This is a genomic window from Alicyclobacillus fastidiosus (assembly GCF_026651875.1).
GTDB lineage: Bacteria > Bacillota > Bacilli > Alicyclobacillales > Alicyclobacillaceae > Alicyclobacillus > Alicyclobacillus fastidiosus.
Window position 1 is genome coordinate 3541941 of sequence record NZ_CP104067.1, and the last position, 20763, is coordinate 3562703.

The following is a 20763-nucleotide window of genomic DNA, read 5'->3' on the forward strand; positions in this document are numbered from 1 at the left end:
CGTGAAACCAGGAATGATTTCCTGCCCAGGTGGAACGATGGAATGTGCCGGCCGCGGTGCAGAGGTCCGCGCAGGTCACGCAAAACGGGCCAACCGTCGGTTGACCCTAAAAGCGTTAGACTATCTCACTCGATAGACGACTTGTCAAACGGCATCCCTGGCTGCCAGTCCGGCCGGAGATAGTCGCTTGCGCGCGGACTGATCACCCGACTGATGGTCGCCTCGCCGTTTGGTGTGCGGTTCACCACCAGGACGGCGTGACCCACAGTGATTTCCTCCGTGATTCCAGTTGAACCATCCACCGAAGTCGCTTGTGGTACAGCGAAGATCTCGGCGTCCGATAACGTCGTCCAGTGCATTACTGCATCACCCCGAGTTCGTCGGTGATGACCTGCTCTCGCTCCCGAATCAACTCGTGGAGTTTCTGCATCGCCGCACCGAGCCCCCCCACCTCGTCGACGAGACCGTGCTTGACGGCGTCCTCACCAATCACGGTCGTGCCGATATCCTTGGACATCTGCTGGGTGTTGAGCATCAATTCGCGGAAGCGGTCCTCGGTGATCTTGGAGTGAGCGACGACGAATTTTGTCACGCGATCCTGCATCTTCTCCAAGTACTCGAACGACTGTTGCACGCCAATGATCAGCCCGTTCAGGCGGATGGGGTGAATGGTCATACTCGCCGACTCCGCGATGAACGTGTAATCGGAACTCACCGCTATCGGAACGCCGATGGAGTGGCCGCCTCCGAGCACTAGGGACACGGTGGGTTTGCTCAGCGAGGCCACGAGCTCGGCGATGGCTAGCCCCGCCTCGACGTCGCCGCCAACGGTGTTCAGAATGAGTAACAGCCCCTGAACCTTCTCGCTCTCTTCGACTGCCACCAGCTGCGGAATGATATGTTCGTATTTCGTCGTTTTGTTTTGCGGCGGGAGGACCATATGCCCTTCTATCTGCCCAATGATGGACATGCAGAAAATGTCACTGTTGGGCGCCTCCGCAGGAGTTGTCTGGCCAAGTTCTTCGATGTTATTCGCGATGGCTGCAACCTGCTCCTCTGTCGGCGCAGGTTGCACATCGGACTGTTGCGCCTGTGGCTGATTGAGGATGCCTCGCGGCTGTTTGGTCGCTCGCAAAACTTGCTGCAATGGTGAATCAAACGGATATTCCATCTCCGGTACGCCCCCTCTTTCTGCTACCTAGTATGAGCAGTGAGGGAGGCGCAAATGCAGCGTTTCTGGGAGAACTGGCGAAGAAAGCACAAAAAGGCCATCCAAAACGCAAGATGCACGTTCGGATGGCCGGGAACACCCAGGTTATGCCTCCATGATGATTGGCAAAATCATCGGGCGACGCCTCGTTTGCTCGTACAGGTAGCGGCCCAGCGCGTCGCGCACCGCCGTTTTGAGGCTCGACCACTCGCTGACATTATCCGTGACGAGTTTGACAAGCGTACTCTCGACGAGTTTGTTCGCCTCTTCGAGGAGCGCCTCCGACTCGCGGACGTAGACGAATCCGCGCGAAATGATGTCTGGACCAGACAGGATGTGCCCAGTCGACTTGGACAGGGTTACCACGACGACGAGGATGCCATCCTGCGACAACAGCTTCCGGTCGCGCAGTACGATGTTCCCGACGTCGCCGACGCCCAATCCGTCGATCATCACGGCACCAGCAGGGACCTTCCCCCCGAGCCGGGCGCGTCCATTCTCGAACTCGACGACGTCCCCAAGCTCTGTGATGAAGATGTTGTCTGGATCTACCCCGACGTCCATTGCTAGATTAGCGTGCGTGCGCTGCATCCGAAATTCACCGTGAACTGGCAAGAAGAACTTAGGCTTGACGAGCGACAACATCCACTTGAGTTCTTCTTGACTCCCGTGACCAGAAGCGTGAACGCCACGGTAGATCACGTTGGCACCCGCGCGGAAGAGTTGGTCAATCGTGCGCGACACGTACTTCTCGTTGCCCGGAATTGGCGAACTCGCCAGAACGACGGTATCCCCAGGCATAATTTCAATCTTGCGATGCGCTGCTCGAGCCATCCGCGTCAGCGCGGACATCGGCTCACCCTGGCTGCCCGTCGAGAGGATGACAAGCTTCTCAGGGTCTACCCGATTGACGTCGTCCGCATCGATGATGGTTTCCGGCAGCGCCTCGAGGTACCCAAGCTGCAAACTGGTTTGAATGTTGTTGACCATACTGCGGCCGACGACAGCCACCTTCCGGCCGTGCTTCTCAGCAGCGCGAATCATAAGCTGCAATCGATGGATGTTGGATGCAAACGTCGACATGATGACGCGGCCGGACGCGTTGCCGACGATCTCGTTGATCTTTTCTCCTACCGACAGCTCCGAGGGCGTGTATCCCGGGCGTTCCGCATTCGTACTGTCGCCGACCAGCGCCAGCACTCCACGCGCGCCGTAGGCCGCTAACTTGTGAATCTCAGCAGGGCGGCCATCAACTGGAGTTTGGTCGAATTTGAAGTCACCTGTGTGAATGACGACACCCTCCGGTGTCTCAATTGCAAAACCTGCTGTGTCTGGGATGCTGTGATTTACGTAAAACAGCGATACATCAAATACGCCCGCATGAACGATGGAATTGCCATCGATGGCAGTTAGTTTGGCGGTGTCGAGCAAACCGTGCTCACGAAGTTTGTTCTCGACAAGCCCCAACGTCAGGCGCGTACCGTAGACCGGTACATTCAGCTCACGCAGAATATAGGGCAATCCCCCAATGTGATCCTCGTGGCCGTGAGTCAAGAAAATACCGCGAATCTTTTCGCGATTTTCCACCAAAAACGTAATATCCGGAATAACGATATCGATTCCGAGCATATCTTCTTCAGGAAACTTCAGTCCTGCGTCAACGACAAGCATGTCGTTGCCGTACCAGTATAAAGTCATATTTTTGCCGATCTCGCCAACGCCCCCGAGCGGGACGATGGAAAGCCTTGCTTTTCCTTTAGCCAAATTGGCACCTCCGTAGTGCTATCCCAGAAAACAACAGTCTTACACACACAGATATAGAGGCTGTGCACGCCACACAGCGCTACATACCCGCAAGTTTGTCCCGATAAAGGGTAAGAACTCTGCGGTGATTCACACAGTTCTGTCCGTACGCCGATGAAAAATGTCGCACTATCTCACTCGGTCACACAGATCAGCCCGGTCCATACATCCATCGATCTGAGTGATGATTCGCTCAATAAATAAGCCGCACCAGTCACTATGTGAAGTATTATACCCTTCAGCCGCATGGTTCACAACTGACGATCCAGTCAAGATTTGTCGAAAAAGGAAAGAGGCACAGGAAGTATCCCGTGCCTCTCTTGGTGTCGCTGTCATTCATCAATGTCGAAAAATCATCAGCCCAAAGGGGTTTATTCACATTTCCCTAAGCGGTTCAACAGTGCTCTCAGATGCTGCAATAAGGCATCCGATATCGGCATCAACGGTTGGCGCACAGGGCCCACCTGCTGCCCGATAAGCTCGAGCGCCGCTTTGACTGGAGCCGGGCTCGCACTGGCAAACAACCCCTCGAAAATCGGCAAGAGCCGCGCGCTCCACAGAGCCGCTTCGGCGTGGTCGCCCTGCCAAAAACACTCCATCATCTGGCGGATCTCGGCACCGACCACGTGGCTGGCGACACTCACCACACCGGCCGCACCTAGGCTTAGCATCGGAATGGTAAACTTGTCGTCCCCGCTATACAGCAGGAAGTCATCCGGTTTTTCGGCCGCGATGTGGGAGATCTGCGTAAATTGACCGCTGGCCTCCTTGATGGCGAAGATATTCGGAATCTGCGCCAGTCGAAGCACCGTGTCCACTTCGATATTCACACTCGTTCGCCCAGGGACGTTGTAGATCATCACCGGCAGAGAGACGCTGCCAGTAATGGCGGCAAAGTGCTCGTACAGCCCTTCTTGCGTCGGCTTGTTGTAGTACGGTGAAACAAGCAGTATCCCATCTACGCCAAGGCTTGCAACCTCTTTTGTAAATTCGATGGACTGCTTTGTCGAATTGGTTCCGGTCCCAGCCATAACCGGTACGCGCCCATCCACTGCCTCCAGGGTGGCCGTGAAAAGTTTCAACTTTTCCTCATGCGTCAAGGTCGGTGACTCACCGGTTGTACCGCAGGCCAGAATGCTGGTCGTCCCAGTGTCTATCAGGTGATCGACCAGGGATTTTAACGCAACTTCATCGACCTGGTCATCGCCGTCGAAGGGCGTCACCATGGCCGTGATCAAACTTCCGAAGTCCATCTCCGTCATCCTTTCCTTACACCGTCAGTTCTGCGAGTTGAAAAGCTCGGTGTAATGCTCGTACTGCGGGCCCCATATGATCGCCGTCCACCAGCACCCAAATGGTCGTGTGCGAATCGGCCGATTGCAGAATATCAATGCCCTCGATAGCGAGTGCCTCGACGATCCTAGCCATAATGCCAGGAACGCCCATGATCCCCGCGCCCACCACGGAAACCTTGGCACAGCCCGGGCGCGTCTCCGGAACATAACCTAATTTCTCCAACTGCTGCACGGCGATGTGTGCCACATCGTCCCCGACGGTGAACGCCACTTCAAACGGCGTTACCGAAATAAAGTCAACGGAGATTTTGTACTCCGCCATCAGTGTGAAAATGCTGGACGTTCCAATGCTGTCACCAGCAACGCGAATCTGCGTCACATTCGCGCTGTGTGCGATGCCCGTGACAAATCTGTCAAACAGGGCCCCGTGCTCGAGCTGTTGCGGGGCTTGTGTAACTAGTGTACCAGGGTCATCTGAGTGCGTACTCCGCACTCGGATGGGAATATTTCTCTGCATCGCGATTTCCACCGCGCGTGGATGGATCACCTTGGCGCCCTGATATGCGAGGTTGCAGATCTCCGTATACGTCACTTGACTCAACTGCCTCGCGTCGTCCACCAGCCGCGGATCTGCAGTCATGATGCCAGAGACATCGGTGAAGATATCCACAGCTTCAGCTTCCAGCGCGACGCCAATAGCGGTCGCCGTGGTATCACTTCCACCGCGCCCGAGCGTCGTGATTTCGCCATTGTCGTCCACGCCCTGAAAGCCCATCACGACGACAATTTGGTCGGCCGCGAGCGCACAGAGCATCCGCTCCGGACGGATGTTCTGGATCCGCGCGTTGCCGAAGTCACCGTTGGTGAGAATCCCTGCCTGCGCGCCGGTCATGACTTGAACCTCGTGTCCTCTGGTGCGCAACGCGTTGGCGAACACGACGGCAGAGATAGTTTCACCACACGCGAGGAGCATATCTCTGTCGCGCGGGGACACGCTCGCCTGTGCCTCCCCGAGGTTCAACAGGGACAGCAGCGTATCCGTCGCATACGGGTCACCCTTGCGCCCCATCGCGGAAACGACCACCACTACGGCGTACCCGTCCTGGCGAGCGCGTTCAATATGACGAATGGCCGCCAGGCGCGACTCAGGGGTCGCTACCGACGTACCACCGAACTTTTGTACTAAAATCTTCATGACAAGTTCTCCCTCTTGCGGGCTATCAAGCTCGTTGGATCAACGTCTCTGCAATTTGCACAGCATTCCACGCCGCACCTTTGAGCAAATTGTCTGCTACGACGAAAAACAACAGCGTATTTGGGTCCGCCAAGTCCTGGCGAATTCTGCCGACATACGTCTCACCGGTGTCTTCGGCCATGAGTGGGTGCGGATACTGCGCCTGACTCGGGTCGTCCAACACCACGAGGTTCGTCGCTTGCGCGAACTTCTCGCGAGCCTGCGTAGGACTGACCGGTTGCTGGAAACGCACCGCGACCGATTCCGAGTGACCGTACAGTACAGGTACGCGGACTGCCGTCGGACTCACCTTCAACTCCGGCATCTCCAAAATCTTGCGAGATTCGTTAACTAGCTTCATTTCCTCTTTGGTATATCCGTTGTCGAGAAAGACGTCACACTGCGGAAGTACGTTAAACGCCATCGGGTAGTGCGCGTCCTGCGATGCCAGTGGGAACAACGTCGGCGTGATACGCCCGCCCTGTCGCCACTCCTCCACTTCCGAACGAAGTGCGTCGACCGCTTTTTGCCCCATGCCACTCACGGCTTGGTAAGTGGAGATGACGACGTGCTCCAATCCGAATTCCTTGAGGGCGTTGAGAGCGACCATCAGTTGAATCGTAGAGCAGTTCGGATTGGCGATGATGCCTTGATGATGGTCGACCGCATGCGCATTGACCTCTGGCACCACCAGTGGAACGCTCTTGTCCATCCGGTACGCCGAACTGTTGTCGACGACGACCGCTCCACGCTTTACGGCCTCAGGTGCAAACACCTGGCTCGTCGTCGCGCCGGCGCTGAACAGGGCAATATCAATGCCCTCAAAAGAATCCGGACGAGCAACTTCTACTTCTATCAATTGACCGGCAAACGAGATGGTCTCTCCGGCAGACCGTTCGGATGCCAGAAGTTTCAATGACTCAAACGGGAAATTCCGACGTTCCAACGTCTGAATCATCTTTCGACCCACGGCACCCGTCGCGCCGAGTACTGCAATGCGGTACTGAACTTTTCTCTCCATGCATAATCCCCTTTAGTCTCCGAAGAGATGGCCCCGTAGGGCCTGGTTGCACGATTAGGACGGCCGCTCTTCCCGCCAGCGTTCTAGCAAAACAGGTTGCAACTGATGCCGTTCCAGTGCCGCCGAGAGCGTCTCCGGAATTAATCTCATCAATGATACCAATGAGTTTATTTTAACATGTGGAGCATCCTGACCGAATGGAACAAAGTAAATGTTTTTCGTATTCATCAGACGTGCAATATTATACATGCTTAAACCCAAACCATCATTGGTTGAAATCGCTACGACGACGGGACGGTCGTTGCGAAGGGTCGACTTCGCGGCCATCAGGACGGCCGAATCGGTGTTCGCCTGGGCGAACCGACTCAAGGAACTGGCCGTGCACGGAGCGATGAGCATGACGTCGAGCCGCTTCGAAGGCCCCAGCGGTTCCGCTTCAGGGATGGTTGTAATCGCCTTTTGTCCCGAGACTTCTTCGATTTTCTTCGCCCATTCCCCTGCTTCGCCAAATCGCGTTCCAGTATTGAGGACAGCATTGGAGAACACCGGAACCACGGTCGCACCCAACTCTACTAACCGCTTGACCTCAGGAAAAATTTCCTCGTACGTACAGTGACTGCCCGTAATGCCAAACCCAATGGTTTTCCCCTTCAGCTCCATATGTCTTCCTCCTTATGTCCTCCATCAGATTCCTCCGCGAGGATGCGCGAGAGTGAACGAGCGATGATCCGACCAGCGGTCTTCGGTGCGACCAGACCAGGTAGACTCGGCGCCAATAGCGCCCGCATTCCACGGCGCTCGGCATAGCGAAAATCTGTGCCGCCCGGTTTTGACGCGATGTCGATGATCACACAGTCGCGAGCCATCTCCTTCAACACACCCGCGTTGAGCACGAGGGCGGGAATGGTGTTGAAGACGATGTCGGCGCGGCGCACCGCATCCTCGATCTGTTTGAGCGGAACGGGAATGAGCGACATTTCGTCGACTCGGGCGAGGTCGGACGCATGGCGTGCGCAGACCTGCACGTTCGCCCCCATCGCGCGCAATTTGTGGGCCAACGTCTGACCACATCGTCCGAATCCCAGGACGACGGTGTTGGCACCGTGCAACGTGATATCCGTTTCCTCCATGGCGATGGCGATGGCGCCTTCAGCCGTGGGAATTGAATTGAGAATGGCCACTTCGTCAAGCTCCATCAACTTGACGAGTTGTAAAGAGTGGCTGTTGCACCACTCTGTCAAAACGGATCGGGCGATGCCTGTGAATACAAACGCCCCCGGGCGCAGGGCCGCAAAATGACTCTCCGTCAGCATAACCGGCTCCGGCGCGAACTTCGTGTCGACGCGCCCATCGTTTTCCATCCCAGCAATCGGTAAGACGAGTGCATCCGCTTTGGCAAGTACCTCTTCTGTCAGCTCCCCATACACGGTATCCGTGTAGTCGCGATGGATGTCGGAGAAACCCACCAACGTAGCACTCGCGTCGTTATCCACGACCTGAGCGATGACTTCGAGCTGCCGCGCATCTCCACCAACAAACACCAGGTGTTTTCCAGTTAACATACTGTTGTTTTCACCCCTTGACGCGTCTACAGGTAGCATATGTGCACTCGCCCAAAGGGGTGAAAACACGAACAGGCCATCCCTAGTCATCTATGATGACTTTTGGGATGGCCCATTGAGTTGGACGATGAAGTGTTGGGAGTGCTAGCCGACTTACCCCTTGATTCCGGTCGAACCAAATCCGCCGTCGCCGCGCGCCGTCTCTGCCAATTCAGTCGCCCTCACCCAAGCAACGACGTGAATGGGCGCGATGACCAGTTGAGCGATCCGATCCCCAGGGGCAATGACTACCATTTCTTCCCCGAAGTTCGTCAGCAACACTTGGAGTTCTCCGGTGTAATCGCTGTCGACGACGCCCACTCCGTTACTCAGCGCAAGGCCGGATCGCCATGCCAGGCCGCTGCGCGCATAGACCAGAGCAACGAGATCGCGACGTGGCAGCTGAATGGCAATGCCTGTAGGGACCCGAACGCGCGCACCCGGCGAAACGGCAAGAGACTCCGCGAGGACCGCGTGTAGGTCCATACCGGCCGCGCCTTCAGAAGCGTACGCAGGCATGTAGTTCGGTTCGAACAAATCGGAGACGACGCGAAATGAGACCTGAATTTCCGACCCGCTCATGCCATCGCCTCTGGTACCAGCGCCGCAAAGTCGATGCCGGCGATAGGCCCGACGGCGGACAGTGCGAAACCGTCCTGGAACAAGCGGTGCGCGATGTCCTTCACTTGCGCGACCGTGACGGCGTCGATACCTGCCAGGGTCTCCTCGACAGGGACCTCGCGATTCAACAGCAGCTCATTTTTGGCAATGCGACTCATCCGGCTGCCAGAGCTCTCGAGTCCGAGCATCATGGCACCTTTCACCTGTTGCTTTGTCTTCTCCAAGTCGCTGGCGGTCAGCGACGTCTGCGCAAACGTTCGGCAAATGCGCTGGATGGATTGAACGACCGACTCGACGTGATCCGGCGACGTTCCAGCGTAAATTCCGAACATGCCGGCATCCTGATAAGCCGTGTGGAAGGAGAACACAGAGTACGCCATGCCCGCATCTTCGCGAATCTCCTGAAACAGCCTCGACGACTGGGTTCCACCTAAGATGTTGTTCAACAAAATGAGCGGATACAACTCCCCGGTCCCTGCCGGAAGTCCGAGCGTTGACAGGCAGAGGTGGACCTGCTCGATATCCTTCTGGCGGGTCACCAAGGAGCGGTGAAACGGGGGGGCTTGAATCGACCGGTTCGATCCAGCGACAGAGCCCGACATCCCGCCAAACAGTCGCTCTACCTCGCGCACGGCGGTCTCTTCGTCAATGTGTCCGGCGACGGCGATGACGATATTGTGCGGATTGTACTGTTCGCTGACGTACTTGCGCAAATCCGCCGATGAAAACGACTCCAGATTGGATTCTGTCCCGAGAATGGTATAGCCAAGCGGGTGTCCGCGGTACGTTCCCTCCGCCAGAAGGTCCATGACCAGCTCATCCGGCGTATCTTCGTACATATGAATCTCTTCGATAACGACCCGCTTTTCCTTTTCCAGTTCTTCTTCCGCGAAGGTCGACGAAAGGAGCATGTTCGCGAGCGTATCCAGCGCGATGGTGAAGTGTTCATCCAATACGCGGGAATAGTAGCACGTGTACTCCTTGGAAGTAAATGCGTTGACCTGTCCGCCTAGTTCGTCGAACACTTGCGCCAACTCTTTGGCGGAATAGCGGTCGGTCCCCTTGAAGAACATGTGCTCCAAAAAGTGACTGACCCCGTTCTCTTGCTCTGTCTCATAGCGGGATCCGGTTTTGACCCACACGCCAATACTAACAGAGCGCAGAGTCGGAATTTCTTCGCCTACGACGCGAATCCCGTTAGGCAGTTGTCTATGATATGTCACCAAAGTGCCTCCTCAACCATACCGAACAGTGCTTATGGCAATACGTCCAATATAGCAAATTCAATCCATAACACTCAAGACACTGGGTGGCTTGACGGCTGGCCGCTCAAACACGACATCCTCCACCGTTTTGGCGTGGTAGCCGCTGGTTTCAATCAGCTTCAAAATTTGCGGCAACGCCTGAACCGTCGGTTGTGTTGGGTGCATGAGCAGTAAACAGCCAGGCGTCAATCCCCGTTTTGCCCGCGCGACGATTTGGTCAGCTGGCGGGCGACGCCAGTCCACGGTGTCGGCCGTCCACAGGATGGTGTACATTCCACGCTCCTTCGCGAGCGTCACAAGCCGTTCATCATATGCACCCGCCGGAGGTGCGATGATGCGAACCGGCTTACCTGTGATACGCTCAATCGTCGCGTTGGTTCCGTCCAGTTGACCAACCAACTGGTGCCGCGTCAGCCTTCGAAAATCCGGGTGTCCCGTACCGTGGGAACCGATGGCATGCCCCTCCCGCTCAATTTGTTTGGCCAGGTCTGGATGAGCTTTCACCCACTGTCCGTCCAGGAAAAACGTGGCGCGTACGCCGTACTTCTCAAACGTCTTCAACATCGCAGGAACGTACTCTTCGCCCCAGGAGACATTGACCATCAACGCGATGGACTTCTCGGTACTCGGCCCCCGGTAAATCGGCTCAGCCCGAAGTGACGCTGCGGATACCGCCGGTCGCACCGGTTTCCAAACCAAGTGCAGTTTTCCATCCGTCGAGGCTTTTGTCGCAACGCGACTCGCCCCCTCATCCAATGTCCACCCCGCGAGTCCAGGCACTAAGCGCCAAACCCGATCAATGCGCGCATCCACTGGTGTCGTACTCATCTCTTCGCCGTATTGGTCTAGTTTATGTAATGCCTGCTCCTGTTGACTGGCCGCTGCCGGGCGCGCATCCGAACCAAATGCAGAATAGGAGCCAAATAACCCAATCACACTGAGTGCCGCCAGCGCCGTACGCATGTTGTGCAAACGTTTCACGTTCATCCCTCCGCGATAGTCGTGTGCGGTTAGGGTGCCCCAACGGTGCGTAAAACAAAAAAAGCCCCAAATTGGGGCTCTTCCATAGGATGCTATCAATAGCCGATCAAAGGGCCTACAACTGGTCTACTCGCGAGTCGACGGGTGTGCCGTAGGCTTGTCCGCGCTGTCCTTCAGGACTTCCTTGCGAGACAAGTTGATTCGACCCTGATTGTCGATCTCGGTCACTTTCACCGTAATTTCGTCCCCGACCGAACAGATGTCTTCCACCTTCGCCACGCGGGAGACATCCAATTGCGAGATGTGAACGAGTCCTTCCTTGCCCGGCAAGACTTCGACAAACGCCCCGTACTTCTCGACGCGTGTCACTTTACCGACGTACACATGACCGACTTCAACTTCTCGAACGATGTTGCCAATCATCTCTTTCGCCTTATTGGCCCGCTCTACTTCAGAGCTGTGGATAAAGACGCGACCATCCTGTTCGATGTCGATTTTGACGCCAGTCTCTTCAATAATCTTGTTGATCACACGTCCACCCGGTCCAATCACGTCGCGGATCTTATCGGGATTTATCTGAACAGTGATCACGCGCGGTGCGTACTTCGATAGATCTTCACGCGGTATGGAAATAGCCTCCATCATCTTGCCCAAGATGAACATCCGGCCTTCGTGCGCTTGCGAAAGCGCCCGCTCGAGGATTTGGCGGTCGATCCCCTTAATTTTAATATCCATCTGCAGGGCCGTAACGCCTTTTTCCGTACCTGCCACTTTGAAGTCCATGTCGCCGAGGTGGTCCTCGAGACCTTGGATGTCCGTCAAAATGGCAACCTGGTCTTGTTCTTTCACAAGCCCCATGGCAATGCCCGCGACCGGTGCCTTAATCGGTACACCAGCATCCATCAACGCCATCGTACTGCCACAAATGCTCGCCTGCGACGTAGAACCATTCGACTCCAGAATCTCCGAGACCACCCGAATGGCGTAAGGGAACTCTTCCGGAGACGGAATCACCGGATCTAAAGCGCGTTCTCCAAGCGCCCCGTGTCCGATGTCCCGCCGGCTCGGCGCCCGAAGTGGACGAGCCTCCCCGACGCTGAACGGAGGGAAGTTATAATGGTGCATATACCGGTTGGACGCCTCGAGTTCCAATCCGTCGAGCATTTGCTCGTCGCCCATGGCACCAAGGGTACAGACGGACAGCGCTTGAGTTTGACCGCGCGTGAATAAACCGGAACCGTGCGTGCGCGGGAGCACGCCGACCTCACAGGAAATCGGGCGGATTTCGGTCAGCTTCCGGCCATCTGGGCGAATGCCCTCGTTCAAAATTGCGCGGCGAACTTCCTCTTTTAGAATGTCGTGCAGGATTTCGGCGATGGCGTCCTGCATCTCCGGGAACTGTTCCGCAAAGTGCGCCTGCACTTCTTCATTCAGCTCTGACAGCGCAGCCTCGCGCGCCAGCTTGTCCGAATTTCGAACAGCCGTCTTCGTGCGTTCCGTGGCATAGGCTCGAACGGCTTCATTCACAGCGTCATCCACGCGATGCAACACGACTTCGCGCTTGGTGGCCCCGACTTTTTCAGCAAACGCTTCGATTTCCTTGCAGATCTCTTGAATCGCTCTATGACCAAACAGTACCGCTTCGAGCACAATGTCTTCCGGAACTTCGTTTGCCCCAGCCTCGACCATGACGATGGCGTCCTTCGTACCAGCCAAGACGAGATGCATGTCGCTCTTTGAAGCTTGCTCGATCGTCGGGTTCAAGATGAACTCCCCGTCGACCAGCCCCACGATGACGCCTGCAATCGGTCCGTCGAACGGGATGTCAGACGCCGTCAGCGATGCCGAGGTCCCAATCATCGCGGCGATTTCCGGTGCGCAATCCTGATCGACAGACATCACGATATCCACCACTTGCACGTCATTCCGAAACCCTTCTGGGAACAGGGGGCGAATCGGGCGGTCAATCAGGCGAGAGGCCAAAATCGCCTTTTCACTTGGCCGTCCTTCACGCTTGATAAAACCTCCTGGAATCTTGCCTACTGCGTACAAGCGCTCCTCGTAATTCACCGTCAACGGAAAGAAATCCAAATCCTTTGGCTCTTTTGACGCCGTCACCGTGCAGAGCACTACTGTGTCTCCATATCTCACGTTGACCGCGGCCGTGGCCTGCTTCGCCAACTTGCCTGTTTCTAAGACGAATGGTCGTCCCCCAACTTGAAATTCGTGCCGTACTACCATGCGGTCACTCCTACCTCCTGCACCTCACACGCGGTGCATCATCATTCGAAATGCTCATATGTATACCATAACCCCGACCCCCAGTGGCCGATTCGACACAAATGTGGTAACGGGTATGGTGGAATACCTGTTGTGATCCAAAAGAAGCGGGCCGAAGCCCGCTCTTCTTACCTGCGCAGTCCTAGGGACTGAATCAATTCACGATAGCGATTGACGTCCTTCTTGCGAAGGTAGTTCAGCAAGTTTCTACGACGACCAATCATTTTGTACAAACCACGACGGGAATGGTGATCCTTCTTGTGGGTGCGGAAGTGCTCTGTCAAATAAGAGATACGTTCCGACAAGATTGCAATTTGAACTTCCGGAGACCCGGTGTCCGTTTCGTGAACCTGGTACTTTTCAACGATGACGCGCTTCGATTCGTTGTTCAACATGTCTTTATCCTCCTAAATCTGTTCAATCCCTGTAACGAAGAAGTGGTCGGGAGGTCACGTCCAAATCCGCGTAACAGTTCATTCGTGCGTTCACACACGAATGATAGCATAACACACAGAATCCAATCAACGCTAGTCCACTTTCCAGAGGTCAATCGGTTCCTGCCGGCAATCCCAACATGTCCTGTGCGGTTCTGCAATCGGATTGGATTTGAGCTTTGAGCTCGTCCAGTCCAGAAAACTTCCTTTCATCCCGAATGCGATGAAGAAATGACACTCTACAGCTTTCCCCGTACAAATCTCCATTAAACCCTAGTAGATGGACTTCCAAGCGATAATCTTGCCCCGCTACCGTCGGTCGGAAACCCGCGTTTAACACGCCAAACCAGTGCTCTTGAACACCCGCCCTGGAAATCTCGACACTGACGGCGTAGACGCCCGTCTTCGGCAGGACGTACTGGTCGATGTCGCCTAGATTTGCGGTCGGAAAGCCGATTAACCTTCCCCGTGCGTCGCCGTGCACGACCGTGCCGGTTATCGAGTACGGGCGGCCCAAGAGCGCTTCCGCCGCTTCGACACGCCCTTCACCGAGATGATTGCGAATGTGAGAACTGCTGACCTTGATGCCGTTCTGATCCACTTCACCGACGACGCTGACGCCGATGCCAATCTCGCTCGCGTAGGCCGTAAGCTTGGCGACGTCACCCTTTCCACCGCGGCCAAAGCGAAAATCCTGGCCGACGACGATACGCTCCAAGTTGAGCCGTGCGAGATGGGTCTTGACGAACATCTCTGCTTCGGTTGAAGCATACGCCTCATTAAAGTGAATGGTATAGAGGGCGTCGACGCCGTGATCCTGTAGAATGCGCGCCTTTTCCACGCTGGGTGTAAGCGACCGCAAGTACGTTTTATCCCCCGTCAGCACATAGCTTGGGTGGGGTTCAAAACACATGACCGCGAATCGCGTTCCAGGCTGAAGATAATGACGTGCCTCGTCCAAAATCGCTTGATGCCCAATGTGCACACCATCAAATTTTCCGATGGCGAGTACCTGCGGCACATCGCTCACTGCTGGCAGCCCGGTGACCTCGTACAACTGCAAGCTTATCCCCTCTTCCAGAACACTTTCTTCGGTTGCAAGACGAGCGTCCCGCGCAGTTCCTCAACCTCGGCGATGACTGCTAAACGTCCCTCGTCGGTCACCATCACCGTCTCGCGCACCGCAAAGTCACGCTCGGGCTTCGCAAGTTCCCGCAAGGGGATGCGCTGTCCTTTCGACAACCGCTCCAATATGCCGGTGGAAGCCGAAATAAAAGGGTATTCCGATAGCAGGGACATTGGCGACACGAAAAATTGCTCAGGGCGTTCGCTCGCTAAAAAATCTTCCAGAGACACGGCGGCGGAGAGTTTGGCCAGCCCCACTGCCACACGGCGAAGGCTCGCCATATGAGCAGGTACGCCGAGTCCTTCACCTAAATCTCGACAGAGCGCACGAATGTACGTCCCTTTCGAACAGGTGACAGAGAATGTCGCTCGCGCGACCTCACCCTCCACCTGCAGTGGACCGACTTCGAACTCGTGGATATGTACTTCTCTGGACGGCATGTCGACCGTTTCCCCTCTGCGGGCCAAATCATACGCTCGCTTACCGTCGATATGTACCGCCGAATACGCCGGAACCACCTGCTCTATAACACCTGTCAACGCGCCGACAGCACTCTCTACCAGCGCATCCGTGAGATGGCTTGCACTCGCGGACGCAATGACCTTGCCGCCCGCGTCATCCGTATCCGTCGCAAGCCCAAACACGACCTCACCCGTGTACCCCTTCGTGGAAGCAACCAGGTATTCCAAGAGCCGCGTAGCATCATCCGCGCACAGAACGAGCAGGCCACTCGCCAATGGATCTAGTGTCCCGGCGTGACCCACTCTGCGCGTGCCCAACTTGCGCCTTACTTTTTGCACCACATCGTGCGAAGTAGGGCCAACGGGCTTGTCGATGAGCAAAACCCCTCCACTACTCAAACACTCATCGCCTCCAACACAGACGACACAACCGCTTCAATCCGCTGACGCGCCATCGTCAAAGGGCCCTCTAACACACATCCCGCCGCGCGGGCATGACCACCGCCCCCAAACTGCTGCGCGATTACAGACACATCCACTTGGCGTTTGGACCGGAGACTCGCCTTCACCTTGCCGTCCGGCCGCTCGCGAAGCAGAACGCCGACTTCAACGGTTTCGACCGAGCGCGCAAAGGCAACCAAACCCTCCACGTCGTCCTCGGACGCGCCCGCTTCCTCTAACATCTTCCGATTCACAGAGATGAAAGCATAACGGCCGTCATGCGAGATATACATGTCGCGAAGCGCGAGTTGAAGCAGCGTCATTTGCGATCTCGTCCGCGCCTCCAAAGCGGGCTCAGCGATATCGTACGGTTGGACGCCGCATTCCAATAATTCCGCTGCAATTTGATGAACGGCACGGGTGGTATTCGGATAACTGAACCCGCCTGTGTCCGTGAGAATTCCGGTGTACAGACACTTCGCTAAATCGACGTCAATCGAAACCGAGAGTTCCAGCGCGACGTGATAAATGAGTTCACATGTCGCAGCCGCCTCAGCATCGACGCAGGAAGCCTCGCCGAAGCGCGGGTTCGTCTGATGGTGGTCAATGTTGATGACACGCGCATTTGCGGCCACAGCCTTCGAGACCGCCTCAAATCTCTGCTCATCCGCGCAATCCACGGCGACGACATCGTGATATAAGCCGTAATCCGCTTCCGAAATACGGCGAATCCGCTGGTACATCGGCAAAAATTGAAACCTTTCCGGTAGCGGTTCGGCTACGAGAAAGGTCCATTGCTTGCCGAGTGCCGTCAAGATGTGCGCCATTGCGAGTGCGCTTCCCAGCGCGTCTCCGTCCGGGCGCTCATGCGTGACGATAAGCCACGAAGACGCCGAATCAAGCGCATGAGAAACGCGCTTGATGGCCTCTACATCTCGTGGGACAGGTAGCCACTGTGTCATCCCATTGCCCCCTGTTATTCGCCTGTAAGCGGCGAATCACCTGTTCGAATCGTCTTCAACACGTGTTCGATGCGGGCACTGTATTCCCCCGAGTCATCCAGCCGAAAGGCCAGTTCCGGGGCGACGCGCATGTGTAATCTGCGGGCGACTTCGCCGCGGATAAACCCGGCAGCTTTGGTCAGCGCAGAAATCGTCGCCGATCGCTCGTCCTCGCTGCCCAGGACGCTTACATACACCTTTGCGTGTTGGAGATCACCAGATACCTCGACACGCGTGATGGTGGCGAAACCGACACGAGGGTCCTTCACACTGGAACGGACGATATCGGCGAGTTCCTTTTTCATCTGCTCGGACACTTTTTGTACGCGTATACGAGACATACATTCACCCTCCGTTACAACGACGTACGCTACGGTTGCCGAAAAGGGCCACCGCACAAAACGCTGACCCTTTTCGAACCATACAACTGGACGCAAGTTGTTATACTTGCTTGACTGCTTCCATGACGAACGCTTCGATGACGTCACCATTCTTGATGTCGTTGAATTTCTCAAGCGTTACACCACACTCGAACCCAGTCGCCACCTCGCGTGCATCGTCCTTGAATCGCTTCAACGAGTCCAGTTTGCCCTCGTACACGACAATTCCGTCACGAATCAGACGAGCTTCCGCATCGCGGGACAATTTACCGTCTGTAACGTAACAACCCGCGACCGTACCAATTCTCGAAATCGTAAAGGTGTCTCGCACTTCGGCATGACCCAGTACCACTTCCTTGTACTCGGGTTCGAGCATTCCCTTCATCGCCGATTCGAGCTCGCTGATGACGTTGTAAATGACGCGATACAGGCGAATGTCGACCTTTTCCGCCTCCGCCATCCGCGTCGCGTTGGCATCCGGACGGACATGGAAGCCGATGACAATGGCGTTCGAAGCGGAAGCGAGCGATACGTCAGACTCTGTAATCGCACCGGCGCCACGGTGAATGACCTTCACCCGCACACCAGAGACGTCAATTTTTTCAATCGACTGGACGAGCGCTTCTACGGAGCCCTGCACGTCAGCCTTCACGATGACGTTCAGTTCCGCCACTTTGCCCTCTTGGATTTGACGATAGAGGTCATCCAGCGTCACTTTTGACGTCGTTTGCATCTGTTCCTGTTTCTCGCGGTTCGTACGCTTGTCGACCAGGTGGCGCGCGCTGCGTTCGTCGTCGTAGACGACGAATTGATCGCCTGCGCTCGGCACACCACCGAGGCCCTGAATCTCCACAGGTGTGGACGGTCCAGCCTGTTTCATACGGCGACCCAGGTCGTTCACCATCGCGCGAACGCGACCGTAGGTCGTACCTGCGACGACGATGTCGCCCACCTTCAAGGTTCCGTTCTGCACGAGAACAGTGGCAACGGAGCCACGGCCCTTATCCAACTTCGCCTCGATGACCGTACCGCGCGGACGGCCCGCCGGATTCGCCTTCAACTCCTGCACATCTGCGACCAAAAGAACCATCTCGAGCAATTCGTCGAGACCCTCTCGCTTGAGCGCGGAGATGGGGGCAAAAATCGTATCGCCACCCCAGGACTCAGAAATCAAGCCGTACTGCGTCAGCTCTTGTTGTACCCTATCCGGGTTCGCATCCGGCTTATCCATCTTGTTGACCGCCACGATAATCGGCACGTTTGCCGCTTTGGCGTGGTTGATAGCCTCGACCGTCTGCGGCATGACACCGTCGTCAGCCGCGACCACGAGAATGGTCAAATCGGTCACCTGTGCCCCACGCGCGCGCATCGTCGTGAACGCTTCGTGGCCAGGTGTATCCAAAAATGTGATAGGACGGCCGTTAACCTCGACCTGATACGCACCGATGTGCTGCGTGATACCGCCCGATTCCGTCGTGGTGACCTTACTCTCGCGGATGGCGTCGAGCAACGTCGTCTTACCGTGATCGACGTGGCCCATGATAGTCACGACCGGCGGACGAGGTTTCAACGATTCGGCATCCTCTTCTTCGATCAACATGTCGAGCGCTTCCTCGTCGACAGGCTCAACGACCGTCAGCGTCACGCCGTATTCACCCGCGATGAGTTCCATCGCGTCGGTGTCTATCTCCTGATTGATGGTCGCCATAATGCCGAGCATCAACAGCTTCTTGATCAGATCAGCAGGTTCCCGCTGCAACAGCTTCGCGAAATCGCCAACCGACATTGCGCCTTCGACCGTCACCTCAGTCGGCAACGCAGGTGCCTGACGGCCACCGCCGCGACGCTTGGAGCGCTGCAGTTTCTGCTCGTTAAATTCCTCGTGCCGTGCGAAAGCATCGCGATCGCGGCCCTTATCCTTATCCTTATCCTTATCCTTGCGCAAGCTCCCTGGCGCCGCCGGCTTTTGTTGTGCAGCCACGCCGCCTGCTGCGGGCCGGCCTGCTCCGCCCGGTCGGCCACCGCCGCCGCCAAATCCACCGCGGTTCCCGTCGCGGCCCGGTCCACCCGGTCGGCCACCGCCGCCGCCAAATCCACCACGATTGCCGTCGCGGCCCGGTCCACCCGGTCGGCCACCGCCGCCGCCAAATCCACCGCGGTTCCCGTCGCGACCCGGTCCACCTGGTCGGCCACCGCCGCCGCCAAATCCACCACGGTTGCCGTCGCGGTTCGGTCCACCCGCTCCCGCTGGTCGGTTGCCGCCAAATCCACCGCGGTTCCCGTCGCGGCTCGGTCCACCTGCACCTGCTGGACGGTTGCCGCCGCCACCTTGGCCGTAACGTGGGTTCCCCCCCGTACCGCCGCTGGAATAACCGGGACGATTGTCGCGACCGCCTACATCGCGGGGCCCACGAGACGAGAAGTTGCCTTGGTCCTGCCGAGGGCGTCCTTGACCGTTGTACTGGTTCGGACGGTCACCACCTTGAGCTCGTCCGGCACCCGTACGCGTGTCGTCATTTCGACGTTGATCCCCGTAAGAAGACCGCCCACCACCAGTATTTGCGTCATTGCTGCGCGGGCGGTATTGCCCGTCGTCGCGGCGCACATTGCCCTGGCGGTCACCCTCTCGACTCGTCGGTCTCGCGGTCTGACCCGTTTGGTCGGCCATTACCCGATCACGGCCCACGCCAGCACCCTGGCTGTTATCCGTTGCGTTTGTCATCTGATTGTCTGCGTTGTCCTCTGTCTTCATCGTATCCTGTCGTCGCTGCTGTCGCTCGCGCAATTCTTTTTCCACCTCATGCGCATGCCGCTCAGCCGCGCGTTTCTTAACATCCGAAAAAAAGTTTTCTACCTTACCGATGGTCGCTTCATCCATGACACTCATGTGATTGGCGACAGGAATATCCAAGCGGGTCAATATCGTCAAGATCTCCTTGCTCGACATGTTCAACCGTTTGGCATATTCATACACTCGAACTTTCGTCAAACGCTCCACCCCCGTTTAGTTCCCCGAATCGTTCCAGCAACTTCGCCGCAAACCCAGCGTCACTCACCGCGATGGCAGCCGCTGCGTCCCGACCAATCGCCCGACCCAGTTGCACCTTGTTCGCAAAAGTGACACAGGGAACTCCGTACGTGTTCGCCTTGTCATGCAACTTTTTGCGGCCGTTGGCACCCGCATCTTCCGTCACGACGACCAGTTTGGCCTGAGCCGAGGCGATGGCCGCGAGAATTCGCTCCTGTCCGTCGACGACGGCGCCAGCGCGCCGCGCGAGGCCGATGAGTCCAAAGACTTTGTCCACGAGCCCTACACTCACGATGGATTCACCGCTTTTTGCAACTGCTGGGATAGTTGGGCGTACACGACGTCAGGAATATTCGTCTTGAGCGCGCGCTCCAGGGATTTGCGCTTCTGCGCCATCGCCAAGCACGATTCACTCGGGCACAGGTAGGCGCCGCGGCCGTTCTTCTTCCCCGTCAAATCGATCAGGACTTCGTCCTCCGGGGTATGAACAACGCGAATGAGCTCGCGCTTTGGCTTCATCTCCTGACAGCCGACGCACTTGCGCAAAGGCACTTTCCGAACCGTCGCCATGGTTTGCCCTC

General features: G+C 56.7%; 21 protein-coding genes. 1 reads left to right on the top strand and 20 read right to left on the bottom strand.

Going from position 1 to position 20763, the window contains the following annotated elements:
• Position 1 precedes the first annotated feature (1 nt).
• Entirely contained in the window at positions 2-136 is a 135-nt protein-coding gene (locus NZD89_RS17410; RefSeq protein WP_268004052.1) for a hypothetical protein, read from the top strand.
• Here NZD89_RS17410 and NZD89_RS17415 read toward each other — a convergent pair.
• The 20 genes from NZD89_RS17415 to rnpM form a co-directional block, all read right to left on the bottom strand.
• The gene (locus NZD89_RS17415; protein WP_268004053.1) at positions 126-359 is read right to left on the bottom strand and encodes a YlzJ-like family protein; all 234 of its coding nucleotides are present in this window, start codon (positions 357-359) and stop codon (positions 126-128) included. The two genes, NZD89_RS17410 and NZD89_RS17415, sit on opposite strands and share 11 nt — an antisense overlap.
• Positions 359-1171, bottom strand: coding sequence for a ClpP family protease (locus NZD89_RS17420; RefSeq protein ID WP_268004054.1), 813 nt, complete (start codon positions 1169-1171; stop codon positions 359-361). The genes NZD89_RS17415 and NZD89_RS17420 overlap by 1 nt, the downstream gene beginning before the upstream one ends.
• Before the next feature lie 144 nt (positions 1172-1315).
• Positions 1316-2974 carry a ribonuclease J gene (locus NZD89_RS17425; protein ID WP_268004055.1) on the bottom strand — a complete coding sequence of 553 codons (1659 nt, stop codon included), beginning with the start codon at positions 2972-2974 and terminating at the stop codon, positions 1316-1318.
• A gap of 410 nt (positions 2975-3384) precedes the next feature.
• Positions 3385-4266, bottom strand: coding sequence for a 4-hydroxy-tetrahydrodipicolinate synthase (gene dapA, locus NZD89_RS17430; protein ID WP_268004056.1), 882 nt, complete (start codon positions 4264-4266; stop codon positions 3385-3387).
• Positions 4267-4282: 16 nt separating this feature from the next.
• Positions 4283-5503 carry an aspartate kinase gene (gene dapG / locus NZD89_RS17435; RefSeq protein WP_268004057.1) on the bottom strand — a complete coding sequence of 407 codons (1221 nt, stop codon included), beginning with the start codon at positions 5501-5503 and terminating at the stop codon, positions 4283-4285.
• Positions 5504-5528: 25 nt separating this feature from the next.
• Entirely contained in the window at positions 5529-6563 is a 1035-nt protein-coding gene (locus NZD89_RS17440) for an aspartate-semialdehyde dehydrogenase (protein ID WP_268004058.1), read from the bottom strand.
• Positions 6564-6617: 54 nt separating this feature from the next.
• Positions 6618-7223, bottom strand: coding sequence for a dipicolinate synthase subunit B (locus tag NZD89_RS17445; protein WP_268004059.1), 606 nt, complete (start codon positions 7221-7223; stop codon positions 6618-6620).
• Entirely contained in the window at positions 7214-8125 is a 912-nt protein-coding gene (gene dpsA, locus NZD89_RS17450; protein ID WP_268004060.1) for a dipicolinate synthase subunit DpsA, read from the bottom strand. Before dpsA ends, NZD89_RS17445 begins: the two co-directional genes overlap by 10 nt.
• Positions 8126-8278: 153 nt before the next feature.
• Entirely contained in the window at positions 8279-8746 is a 468-nt protein-coding gene (gene dut / locus NZD89_RS17455) for a dUTP diphosphatase (protein ID WP_268004061.1), read from the bottom strand.
• The gene (locus NZD89_RS17460; RefSeq protein ID WP_268004062.1) at positions 8743-10008 is read right to left on the bottom strand and encodes a M16 family metallopeptidase; all 1266 of its coding nucleotides are present in this window, start codon (positions 10006-10008) and stop codon (positions 8743-8745) included. Before NZD89_RS17460 ends, dut begins: the two co-directional genes overlap by 4 nt.
• 60 nt (positions 10009-10068) lie before the next feature.
• On the bottom strand, positions 10069-11037 hold the full coding sequence (locus NZD89_RS17465; protein WP_268004063.1) for a polysaccharide deacetylase family protein: 969 nt from the start codon (positions 11035-11037) through the stop codon (positions 10069-10071).
• 120 nt (positions 11038-11157) lie between these two features.
• Entirely contained in the window at positions 11158-13272 is a 2115-nt protein-coding gene (pnp, locus tag NZD89_RS17470) for a polyribonucleotide nucleotidyltransferase (RefSeq protein WP_268004064.1), read from the bottom strand.
• A gap of 167 nt (positions 13273-13439) precedes the next feature.
• Positions 13440-13706 carry a 30S ribosomal protein S15 gene (gene rpsO / locus NZD89_RS17475; protein WP_268004065.1) on the bottom strand — a complete coding sequence of 89 codons (267 nt, stop codon included), beginning with the start codon at positions 13704-13706 and terminating at the stop codon, positions 13440-13442.
• A 151-nt stretch (positions 13707-13857) separates the two neighbouring features.
• Positions 13858-14808 (bottom strand): bifunctional riboflavin kinase/FAD synthetase, encoded by a 951-nt coding sequence (locus NZD89_RS17480; RefSeq protein WP_268004066.1) that lies wholly within the window; start codon positions 14806-14808, stop codon positions 13858-13860.
• A 2-nt stretch (positions 14809-14810) separates the two neighbouring features.
• The gene (gene truB / locus NZD89_RS17485; protein ID WP_268004067.1) at positions 14811-15731 is read right to left on the bottom strand and encodes a tRNA pseudouridine(55) synthase TruB; all 921 of its coding nucleotides are present in this window, start codon (positions 15729-15731) and stop codon (positions 14811-14813) included.
• Positions 15728-16735 carry a DHH family phosphoesterase gene (locus tag NZD89_RS17490; protein ID WP_268004068.1) on the bottom strand — a complete coding sequence of 336 codons (1008 nt, stop codon included), beginning with the start codon at positions 16733-16735 and terminating at the stop codon, positions 15728-15730. Before NZD89_RS17490 ends, truB begins: the two co-directional genes overlap by 4 nt.
• 14 nt (positions 16736-16749) lie before the next feature.
• Complete coding sequence (rbfA, locus tag NZD89_RS17495) at positions 16750-17115, bottom strand: 30S ribosome-binding factor RbfA (protein WP_268004069.1); 366 nt, start codon at positions 17113-17115, stop codon at positions 16750-16752.
• 100 nt (positions 17116-17215) lie between these two features.
• Positions 17216-20101: a translation initiation factor IF-2 gene (gene infB / locus NZD89_RS17500; RefSeq protein ID WP_326492947.1), complete on the bottom strand. Its 2886-nt coding sequence runs from the start codon at positions 20099-20101 to the stop codon at positions 17216-17218.
• Positions 20102-20120: 19 nt separating this feature from the next.
• The gene (locus NZD89_RS17505) at positions 20121-20474 is read right to left on the bottom strand and encodes a L7Ae/L30e/S12e/Gadd45 family ribosomal protein (RefSeq protein WP_268004071.1); all 354 of its coding nucleotides are present in this window, start codon (positions 20472-20474) and stop codon (positions 20121-20123) included.
• Positions 20471-20752: an RNase P modulator RnpM gene (gene rnpM, locus NZD89_RS17510; protein ID WP_268004072.1), complete on the bottom strand. Its 282-nt coding sequence runs from the start codon at positions 20750-20752 to the stop codon at positions 20471-20473. Before rnpM ends, NZD89_RS17505 begins: the two co-directional genes overlap by 4 nt.
• Positions 20753-20763 lie beyond the last annotated feature (11 nt).